Source organism: uncultured Subdoligranulum sp. (assembly GCF_937890665.1).
Window position 1 is genome coordinate 1 of the sequence record NZ_CALADU010000011.1, and the last position, 10,275, is coordinate 10,275.

At 48.8% G+C, this 10,275-nt stretch carries 10 protein-coding genes; 1 reads left to right on the forward strand and 9 read right to left on the reverse strand.

The annotated features are described in order from the left end of the window. Positions 1-314 precede the first annotated feature (314 nt). The 5 genes from Q0526_RS00530 to Q0526_RS00550 all read right to left on the reverse strand — a co-directional run bounded on the left by Q0526_RS00530 (position 315) and on the right by Q0526_RS00550 (position 2,557). Positions 315-548: a helix-turn-helix domain-containing protein gene (locus Q0526_RS00530; protein WP_298729820.1), complete on the reverse strand. Its 234-nt coding sequence runs from the start codon at positions 546-548 to the stop codon at positions 315-317. Further along, positions 545-841 (reverse strand): sigma factor-like helix-turn-helix DNA-binding protein, encoded by a 297-nt coding sequence (locus Q0526_RS00535; RefSeq protein WP_298729823.1) that lies wholly within the window; start codon positions 839-841, stop codon positions 545-547. Before Q0526_RS00535 ends, Q0526_RS00530 begins: the two co-directional genes overlap by 4 nt. A 126-nt stretch (positions 842-967) precedes the next feature. Continuing rightward, entirely contained in the window at positions 968-1,471 is a 504-nt protein-coding gene (locus Q0526_RS00540) for a flavodoxin domain-containing protein (RefSeq protein WP_298729825.1), read from the reverse strand. Then, on the reverse strand, positions 1,468-2,172 hold the full coding sequence (locus tag Q0526_RS00545) for a TetR/AcrR family transcriptional regulator (RefSeq protein WP_298729827.1): 705 nt from the start codon (positions 2,170-2,172) through the stop codon (positions 1,468-1,470). The genes Q0526_RS00540 and Q0526_RS00545 overlap by 4 nt, the downstream gene beginning before the upstream one ends. After that, positions 2,114-2,557 carry a hypothetical protein gene (locus tag Q0526_RS00550; protein ID WP_298729829.1) on the reverse strand — a complete coding sequence of 148 codons (444 nt, stop codon included), beginning with the start codon at positions 2,555-2,557 and terminating at the stop codon, positions 2,114-2,116. The genes Q0526_RS00545 and Q0526_RS00550 overlap by 59 nt, the downstream gene beginning before the upstream one ends. Before the next feature lie 698 nt (positions 2,558-3,255). On the opposite strand from Q0526_RS00550, the gene Q0526_RS00555 reads away from it, so the two are divergent. After that, positions 3,256-4,068: a DUF6615 family protein gene (locus tag Q0526_RS00555; RefSeq protein WP_298729830.1), complete on the forward strand. Its 813-nt coding sequence runs from the start codon at positions 3,256-3,258 to the stop codon at positions 4,066-4,068. A 455-nt stretch (positions 4,069-4,523) separates the two neighbouring features. On the opposite strand, the gene Q0526_RS00560 is transcribed toward Q0526_RS00555, so the two are convergent. Genes Q0526_RS00560 through Q0526_RS00575 form a run of 4 tightly spaced genes read right to left on the reverse strand, consistent with a single transcriptional unit; the run spans position 4,524 to position 10,180 of the window. Continuing rightward, positions 4,524-6,788 (reverse strand): alpha-amylase family glycosyl hydrolase, encoded by a 2,265-nt coding sequence (locus Q0526_RS00560; protein ID WP_298729831.1) that lies wholly within the window; start codon positions 6,786-6,788, stop codon positions 4,524-4,526. Between the two features lie 11 nt (positions 6,789-6,799). Next, positions 6,800-7,804 carry a LacI family DNA-binding transcriptional regulator gene (locus Q0526_RS00565; protein ID WP_298729832.1) on the reverse strand — a complete coding sequence of 335 codons (1,005 nt, stop codon included), beginning with the start codon at positions 7,802-7,804 and terminating at the stop codon, positions 6,800-6,802. Continuing rightward, positions 7,801-9,528, reverse strand: coding sequence for an alpha amylase N-terminal ig-like domain-containing protein (locus tag Q0526_RS00570; protein WP_298729833.1), 1,728 nt, complete (start codon positions 9,526-9,528; stop codon positions 7,801-7,803). The genes Q0526_RS00565 and Q0526_RS00570 overlap by 4 nt, the downstream gene beginning before the upstream one ends. 16 nt (positions 9,529-9,544) lie before the next feature. Beyond that, positions 9,545-10,180: an ABC transporter permease subunit gene (locus tag Q0526_RS00575; RefSeq protein ID WP_298729834.1), complete on the reverse strand. Its 636-nt coding sequence runs from the start codon at positions 10,178-10,180 to the stop codon at positions 9,545-9,547. Between the last annotated feature and the right edge of the window lie 95 nt (positions 10,181-10,275).

Consider the following 10,275-nt stretch of genomic DNA (forward strand, 5'->3'; position numbering starts at 1 on the left):
GGTGGAGGCAAAACTCCACCCTTGTGCTTTTCTAAATTTCTATTTGACGCTTACCTGCTTTCATTCTCTTCAACCTCCTTGTTTCTACGCATTTCAAAGTCGTTCTGGGGACAACGCAAGGAATGATATTACCGCAGCACGGACACGCTGCTCAAAGCCGCATGGCACAACACCTTTTGCCCCCCCTAAATGCGTAGATATGATATCGATTAGTGGGCCTTGCACCCACTTGGTTACCGTACAGCAAAACCGGGGAATGCCGTCAAGGGCGCGAAGCGTTCATCTTGACCCTTGCACGGCATTCCCCGGCTTTGCTATTTCTTCGTAATGGCCTGCATTAGTTTGCTTTGTAAGCGGCCTTTCATATATGGGTCTACCTGCTTATGGGTCTGCCCGCTTTCATCGATCATTGTCCGCAAACACAACTTGTTGATATAAGCATCATAGTGCTGCAAAATCTGTTCCATCGCATCGGCCTCTCCTGCGCGGGCCGCCTCAATAACGGATAGAGATGGCGGAGACTTGTATTTACCGTTTGACTTTTTCATAGCAGTTCCCCCGTCAGTTGTTTCCGTAGATTTCGCAAAACACTTGTGCGGCGGCGTTGGATGGCGCTTCTGGAACAGCGCATCATCCTGCCAATTTCCCGATCGTTCAGTTCCAGCACATAGCGCAAAATCAAAAGCCGCTGTTCGGATTGTGATAGCTTTTCCATGATATTCGCCAATTGTTCATTGCTGATTTGCAGGGTGTATCCATCCGCTGAAAAGGCGATGTAATCGCTGGGGTACTGGTCTGTCGTGCAGATGCCGTCCAAATCCGATGGCGGCAAATAGTGCAAAGATATCAGCCATTTGTTTTGATAGGAAAATTCTCTAAAACAGGTCAGCATTTCATGGCGCAGGACAACTTTGCAAAAAGAGTTGAAGCGGCGGCGTTCAATTGTAGAAAAATCTACCCCATGATGTCACCTCTCACGATTTGCTTTGTTCAACACAGCATCAGCCAGTTTTTGAATTTCTTCCAAATTGATTTGCGGCTCCTGAAAGCCTTCCCGAAATCCGTCAATCTTTTTCAGCGATTGGAACAGTTTCCGATACACCACATTCATTTTTTCATAGTGCATCTCACCTCCAACCGCTGTTACATAGGCAGCATGGCCCAATAATTCGCGTGAGAACAGTGTTTCCAAGAACCCCTCCGTTTCTTTCGGAGTATAGCAGCACGCAAACAGCCCCAGCCGCTTTTTGAGAAGTTCCTTGCTATGCCGCCTGCAAAAGCGGTTGACCTCTCCACGAATTTTTCCCATGTAAACAGAACCGCCGATGAAAACTGCATCGTATTCTTTCAAGGAACCTCGATACGACTTTGCGTTTTGAAGGCACACTTCCCCGGACAGGCGTTCCTTCAAAAGTTCCGCACATTTTCGGGTACAGCCGTACTTGGTGCCGTACACGATCAGCGTTCTCATTGCTCCACCCCCTTCCGGTAGATTTGATCGAACTGCTCAATGTGGCGTCCCAAGATTTCCAAAGCCTCTGCCCCTTTCTCTGGTATGCCGTCGTACTGGTTCAGCAAAAGGAAAATCGGCGCAAAGAATTGTAATGCCATGATGGAAGCATCCGCCTGCCGCATAAGACCTTGTGCCATCATTTCCTCAAAAAGAGCAGCTTGATAGGAAAGTGCACTCTCCATATAAATTTCCCGATAGATGTGGTCGATTTCAGGGCTTCTATACTTCTCAATGGAAAGCATCTTTCGGAACTGGGAGGCGTAGGGGTCTTTCAAATAAAATCGGAAGATTTCTGCGCTGGTCTTTTTGAGAAACTCTGTCCCACAGGTGGCATATTCTTTTGCCACTTCCTGTATGGTACCATCGGGAAGCTGGAAGGAAGCGGATGCTTGTGGAAAACGATTTTTCATGGTTTCCACCAGTGTGTTAAAAATATCCTGTTTGCTCTCAAAATGCTTATAGAGAGAGCTTTGCCGGATTCCCACCTCCGCCGCAATGTCACGGACGCTAACGCCTTCATATCCTTTGTCAGCAAAAAGCTTCAATGCTTCCAGCAGAATCAATTCTTTTGTATTTCTCTTTGCCATAAGACTTCCTCTTTCACAACAATGTAAAACGAATTGGCGTGGCATGATATAGCCAGATACGGGATGCTTCAATAAACCCCATCGAAAAGATGTTGAGGGTCACCATGATAAAAAAGGCATGTTTCCGAACTTGTGGCTTGAAAATAGCAAGGATGCCCAGCAGCCAGATCACGATACTGGCCAGCCAAAACACAGTGGATTGAACGCTGTTCGCTGAAAACAGCCCCATTTCTGTACTGCCGTCAATGGCATGAACAATGGAATTGGAATACCCATCCCGGATATTTGCAAAGTACCAAAATACGCCATGAAGCAGAATAGGCAGAAGAATGCTCCAGCCCCATTTTTGAATGTACGCTTTTCTCGCACAAGCCCATAAAAGATAGCCAATGTTGGCCCCCAGCAAAAGAGTACTCAGAACCATGTGCGGATTTTCCCAATAAAGAGCTTTGAACATCTTACCCTCCTTTCCAGTCAAGCTAACAACTGTTCACTTTCATTTTAGCTATCATTTGTTCGCTTGTCAAGTGAGGTTATCCTGTGAAACAAAATTTTTTCAAAATTCCATTATGGCGGGTAGATTGAGGCACTTCCAACGTATTATTGGTGAAGCAAACAAGAGAGGGTTTGGGATACTCCCAACAAGAAAAATCTCCGCTCCGGCACTCTGCCAGAAACGGAGATTTTGCGGGAGTGTGGCCACACTCCCTATGCTTGCTCTCATTTGGTTTTCCCGGAATGGAAAGGAAGGGGGTGTGAGATTTTGTAACGAAATTTGAAGGAGTATGGTTGAAGGCGCAAAGCCTCCGACGGATTGACAGCAGCAATGTGACCAGTAACTTGAAGCTGACAGACCGGATGGAGGGATTCTTTGGGCTAAAGGAAAAAGCTAATCAATAACACCACTATACCACAACATCAGATCGAGGCTATTGCCCGTTGCATTTTACCTGACATTCTGACTTTCTATGAGAGCGAGGAGGGGCAAATGGAATTTGCAAATTGGAAGAAGCAGGTTGAAGTGGAAAAACAGGAGATCAAAGTGAAGTAGGGACAAAAAGGGCGGGCGCACCGTGCAAACGGTTGCGCCCGCCCTTTTGTATTTTTAGTGACAAACTGTCTAATTTGTGGTAAAATTATATAAGGTGATGAATTATGATTTTCCATAGCATATCTGAGGAATGTTATATTTGGTTACAAAAACAACCAAACGTGAAAGAAGAGTCACTTACCGACTGGATATTGTACACTACTTCCCAAAGAATAGATAAGTTCTACTATAAGGCGTTTACCAGAAATGAAGAGGCATATAACGGCGCTGATTGGGAATGGTGGGTTTTGACCGATGGATATCATGGGCCATATGCTTACCGTTTTTTGGTGCAAGCAAAAAAACTAAAAAGCGGACAGGATAATTATCCCCTCATTAGCTATGGAAATAAACATGGCTTGCAGATTGATTTACTAATTGATTCTGCCAGGCATCGAAGTGCCATGCCGATTTATATGTACTACTCTACTGAAAAGCCAGAAATAGTGCAACAACTCAAAAACTTTAATTATATTGCTAAAGATATTGTGACGTGGTGTGAAAACTGTATTAATGGTGCGTATATATCAATGGCTCAGAGCGTGAAAGATGAAGTCTTTGGCTCACCTCGGAAAAAAATATCTGAAGTTGCTCTTTTAAATCATTCACTTGGATTCTCGATGTGCGACCTTTTATTTCATAAAGAGCATTCAGCAAGAGAAATTATGGATTCAATAAATCAATATTATATAAGGAATATGAGGGATAAAGCTCTTTCATCTCCCAGTGGCATTAAACACTTCGGAAATTCTATTCCCAATTATTTGAATACATTTATTAACCATAATCAGAATTATCCAGACTGGTACGAATCTGAATATAGATACCATCTTGATGACATTGCGGGTATTGTAGTTATTGATTTGAGAAAAGGATAATATTTTGGGGCGGCAGTACCATACAAATACTGCCGCCCTTTTTGCGTTTATGGGGGTCTGCTTCTTCCGTGGGCCTCTCGGTTTGGCGGTAGGTCTGCGCTTCACCCCGTTTCGGAAGTAGGTGATTTCACAGTGGTCAAAGAAAACAAATAGTCCGAACCCATCTCCTATCGGAAACAAGTTCGGATTATATTGGTTTGGTGCACCATCGGGGACTCGAACCCAGGACCCACTGATTAAGAGTCAGTTGCTCTCCCTACAAGGCTGTTTTTCCAGCCAAATAGCAATGTGGATAAAGGTAATGAACCCGGTATTCAGCGACGCTAAACACCGGGTTCTCTGCCTTTAAATACATACTGTTGTATTAGTTAATTCGCCACAAGAGGGAAATTCGGTGGCAGAATTCCGCCATCACCTTTCCCTCTTAATGGGGAGATAACACGCTATGAGATTGATCAGTTCCGCCAATAGTACAGCTCAGTGTCAACGCTGCCTGCGCTGTCTGGCGAAGATGTTATAACACGATTCTCGCCGCTTTCCCATGTGATCGCGCCCGTAGAATCTTTCTTGATGAATTTGAACTCAATTTGGGTTCCAGCGGGGACGCTGACCGGCAGGAACCATTCCGGGTAATTGGGATTCAACAATGCTTCCGTACAGTTATCAGGATCCCAATTGCCAAGTTCCGGGATATTACCAACGATATAGATGTTCTCGCCATTGTTCGTTTCTGCCTGAACATGGAATATCACCTGGTTTTGATCTCCCGACAAAACATTGTATGTAAAACTGTTACTGGTCGCCCCATCCTTTGTGACGGTGATGTCGTTGTACCCAGGCGTCGCATTCTCAGGCACTGTAGTAACGATCTCTGTTGCGCTATTTTCAATGACTGTCGCGGGCGTATCACCAAAATTGACAGTCACATTTCCGTCAAGCCCATCGCCATAGATATAGACTTTGTTGCCAGCGCGTCCCATTGTAGAGATCACATTGCCGATCTGTGGTGCGGATGCAGAGTTGTCATACTGCCAGACACAAACCGCGCCGCCAGGAAGCGTGAAAGAGGAAGAATTGTTGATTCCTGTGCCGGAACTAACCGTGATAGACGATCCATCCAGCATACCATTCAGGTAATCGGAATACTCGCCAGCAGGGAGCATTGTCTCAACGCCATCGATGGTAAAACTCGCGTCAGGTTGCCGGTTCACTGCAACCAGCACAACGTCATCATAGAACTGGCGTTCATACACCAAAACGTCGTCACTGCTATACCGAATCACGGTCGTTCCGTATGCCAATGCATCGTTATCCTGGCGCAAATCGGACAATTCACCAATCAGCTGATACGCAGTGGTTGTCGTATCAAACGCGCTGTCGGTTTGCATAAAGATCCGGCCGGCAACATCACTGCCATCTGCCGGAACAATATACTGCTCCGTACCATAATAAATATTCGGAATGCCGCGGGACGTAAGAAGCGTAGCAAGCGCCGCATTGTAAGTTTTCTGGCTGCGCTGGGTATAGCCGAATCTGCTCACGTCATGGTTGTCAAGGAATGTTACGGTTTGATTTTCGTAATCATAGTCCTCCTGCGTATACTCCATCATGTTTCCAAAATCGGACATCGTGGTCGAGAAATCGCCGAAGGTCGTGGAAGCAGCGCGGTAGTATTCAAAATCCAGATTGTTGATACCGGTCTGCTTCGGGAAATATACATATTCATCGTATTTGGGATCGGGGCGGCCAATAAAGAATTCGCCAAACTGGGTGATGGTGTTGCTGGAGTCAACTGCATCTTTCAGCCCCTTGGCAAACGCTGCATCCATGTGTAGCGTGGCATCGTGCCGGATGCCGTTGATGCCCATGTTTGCCCAGAACAGCGTTGCTTCTTCCAGGTATTCTGCAACATCCCCATTTTCCTGCGAGAAATCAGCCAGAGACCCCAAGTCTTTATACCGATATCCGAATCTGCTGCTGTCGTCACCTCTGTCTCCCAAGCCGTGGAACCAGCCGTTCGTATCGTTTTGCGGGTCTGCAATCAAATTTTCGACCAGTCCGTCGCCATTGTAGTCATACGGTTCGCCATTTTCGTCAAATGCAAACGAACCATCTTCCTTCCGGTCTGGCTCATAGAGTTTCCCGTCTTCAGGGATATTCCCAGCAGTAGGATTCATTTCACGGCTTGTATGATTTGTCACGAAGTCGATAATCAGTTTGATGCCGTTTTCGTGAAGTGCATCGCGTAATTCTTTGAATTCGTTCAGCGTACCAAAATGTTTGTTGGTGGCAAAATAGTTTCGCACATGGTAACCGTGGAAGCTGGTCCAACGGTCATAGCTGCCGTCGCTCTGATAGTCGATAATTTCGGTGTCACGGTTCTCATATGGAGCGGAAATCCAGACGGCCGTCACCCCCATCCCTTTTAGGTACGGGATCTTTTCGATAATACCAGCCCAGTCGCCTCCTTGGTATAGCTTCAAGTCATCTCCGGTACCATCATAAAGCGTTGCATCAAATCCGTCGGGCACATTGTTACTCGTGTCTCCGTCATAGAAACGGTCGGTAATAATTTGATAGATCACATCCTTCGATGTGACCGGGCCCAGAGCGTCTACGTTTTCTTCCGCTTGGGCAGGCAGCGCCGTCCATAGCAGCATAAACGCCATTAGCAGCGCCAAAATCAGGGAAAGAAGTTTCGTGCTTTTTCTTTGGGTCATAGTACCCTCCTTTACTTCTTCATGGTGGACTGACGTTCAATCAACAGTGGCAGTGTAGACTGGGATTGCACCACCAGCTGCGGTTTCCGAATTCTGCGGAGAACGATTTTGGCCGCCTGTTCCCCCATGTCATACATATCCAGGTTCACGACGGTAAGCTGCGGTTCCAGCACTTTGGAGAAAGGGAAATCGTCAAACGTGATGACGGCTGTTTTTTCCGGGATCTTGACCCCAGCATCCTGCAGGGCTTTTACGCAGCCGAATGCGATATACTGGTTTGCACAGATGATCGCGTTTGGCGGTTCGGGAAGTTCCAGCAGTTTATGTACGGCTGCACGGCCCCCCGCGCTTGGCGGCTCCCCACACTGCACATAACCCGCCGGGACATTCTCGTTCAGGGTCGCCAACACGCCGCTCAGACGGTGCGCTGAAATCGTATCCTCCTGCGGGCCGCCGATAAACGCGATCCGGTCATATCCGCAGTTCCACAAATGCGTGACCGCAATTTGCCCGGCCACACAGTTGTTGGTATCGATCCAGCAAAGCTGATTCGAGAAATCCGGCATACCGACCACGATATAAGGCAGCTTTACCTGCACCAGCAGCTTGGCCACCTCCTTCGAGACAACCGAAGCGTGCAGGATCGCCCCATCCACAAACTCGCTGCAAAGCAGCGTGGAAAAGTCCTGCACCAGGGATTCGGCGCTGCTTTGCCGGATGATAAGACCATATCCTTTTTGAGACAGCGCATTCTCCGCGCCGGCAAGGATCTCGAACAGATGCGGATTGTCAAACCCGACGCCGTGCTGCATTTCTGCCAGGAAAAGAATGTTTCTGGTCTGCCTGGTGGCAAAACTCTGTGCCCGCCGATTCGGGCTGTACCCCAGCTCCTGAATCACGGCGCGAACGCGATCCTTGGTCTCCTGAGAAATGGAATACGAATCGCTCAGCACTTTGGATACGGTTGCCTTGGATACACCCGCTGCTGCCGCGACATCCTGGATGGTGACGCTCATTTTCTGATTTCCTCTTTCATCACGGCAAAGCCCATTGGCTGCAGTTGGTTTTCCTGCAGGCCGGTTTGCCACAAAACGTTTTTTCCAGCCGCGTCAACCGGAAGGTTGGCGGCAGTATTCTGGTTGTTGAGAACCACAGTGATTCTGGTTCGGTCGTCCTGGCGGCAGTACGCATAAAGCCCGCCCTCCGCACAGATCGTTTGATATTCACCGCGGCAGAGCACCGGATTTTCACGGCGAAGATGGATTGCCTGGCGGTAAAAATCCTCCAGCGGTTCAGGGCGCGAAGACCAGTCCATAGGATGCCGATACTCCGCTTCCTGGATACCGGTAATGCCGCGTTCATCACCGTAGAACACGGACGGTATCCCCACAAAAGTCATCTGGAACAGGACAGCCAGTTTCATTTTTTCTTCGTCACTGCCACAGAGGGAATAAAAGCGGCTAACGTCGTGACTGTCCAGCAGATTCAACTGTGCGTATAAAACAGGAAGTTTATACCGCATCCGCATATTGGTCACTCTGCCATCAAACTGGGCCGCATCGATGGACCGCTCGGCAAAAAAGCGCCAGCAATGTTTGCGGAAGTCATAATTCATGGTGGAGTCGAACATATCTCCGCCAAGCCAGTGCTGGGCGGTCTCCCACACCTCGCCGATCAGGATGCAATCGGGATTTTCCTGCTTGACAGCCTTGCGGAAGCTGCGCCAAAAATCGTCATTGATTTCGCTTGCCACGTCCAGCCGCCAGCCGTCGATGCCGAATTCCCGCACCCAGTAGCGGCCGACCTTGCAGAAGTAGTCTACCACTTCCGGGTTTCTTGTGTTGGTTTTGGGCATCATCCGCTCGTACCCAAAGCACTCGTAATCCGGGTAGGCTTCCGGGTCGTCCGGACGGCGGACGGGAAACGTCAGGCGATAAAACCAATCTTTGTAGGCGGAATCCTCCCCTTTTTGGATCACATCCTCAAAAGCAAAGAAATGCCATCCCACATGATTGAACACTCCGTCTATAATAACGCGCATATCCCTGGCATGGCAGACATCGACCAGCTGGCGGAATTCCTCATTCGTTCCGAAGCAGGGGTCAATATGAAAGTAATCCACGAGATCGTACTTGTGATATTCCCCCGCCGCGAAAATCGGATTCATATAGATACAGTTGATGCCAAGGCTGTCAATGTAATCCAGATTTTCAAGCACGCCGCGGATCGTCCCGCCATGTTTGCCGAGGCAGGTCTCGCCGTTCCAGTCTTTTTCGGTTTCCTTGTCGGAAATATACCGATGGGCGGTAGCAAAGCTGTCCGGGAAGATGTTATACACAACAGCATCCCTGGCCCACGCTGGCGGCGCGGCGATATCGGCAGGATGGTTGTAGGGCAGCTGATAATACTCCGATCGGTCGTCAACGCGGTGGTCCGAAAAGAAATCGCCATAGTACAAAAGTTTGCGGTCGCCGTCGTCCAGCTCGAAATAATAGCAGATTCGTTTATAGGGGCTGTCCAGGATCACCTGATAGTAATCGAACCATTCGTCCTGTGCTTCCAGCGACATCTCGACACTGGAAAAAATCACAGGGGTCACCCGGCACGAACGATCTGCATAGTACAGGGTACACGCCTTCAGATCGCCCCGTCCTGCACGCAGGCGGAAAACAACATGGCTTGGGTCAAGTCCGTGCGCATCCTGTGACATGGGAATGTGTTTCACGGCTTGCAGATTCATCTATTTCTCACCTCTCTTATCCCTTGACGCCGCCCGCTGTCAGGCCGGAAGTCATATGTTTCTGTATGGAGAAGAACACGATCAAAATCGGCAGGCTGACGACCAGGGAGGCTGCCGCAAAAATCGGCCAGCTTCCGCTGATCTCTGTCGCCTGCAGCGAGTACAGACCCGCCGCGAGCGTATAGTTTTCCGCCCCGGTCATAAAGGTCGTTGCAAACAGGTACTCGTTCCAGACATAAATCAGGATCTGAACGGCCGTAACCAGAATGCTTGGCTTTGCCAGCGGCAGCACGATGCGGGTCACGATCTGCACGTTGTTGGCTCCGTCTATGGCGGCGGCTTCCTCGATTTCCAGAGGGATGGTATCAAAGTACCCTTTCATATTCAGCAGCCCAAACTCCGCCATTGTGCCGGTGTAGATCAGGATCAGACCCAGCTTGCTGTCTACTAGCCCCATCGGGCTGAGCAGGCGGTAGATGGCAAACATGGACAGCACCGACGGGAACGAATACAGCAAAACCAGTATCTTCAGGATCGGTTTGCGGCCCCGGAAACGCTTTCTGGAAAACACATAGGATGCCGGTACAGATACGACCAGGCAGATCGCCACCGTGGAAACCGCCAGGATCAGCGTGTTCTTGAACCACAGCATGACCGGATCTTCGGTAAAGACGGCGATATAGTTATCCAGGGTAAATGCTCATGTACGGTAAGGAAGCAAGCAACCGAAAACAAGAGATAGACCGC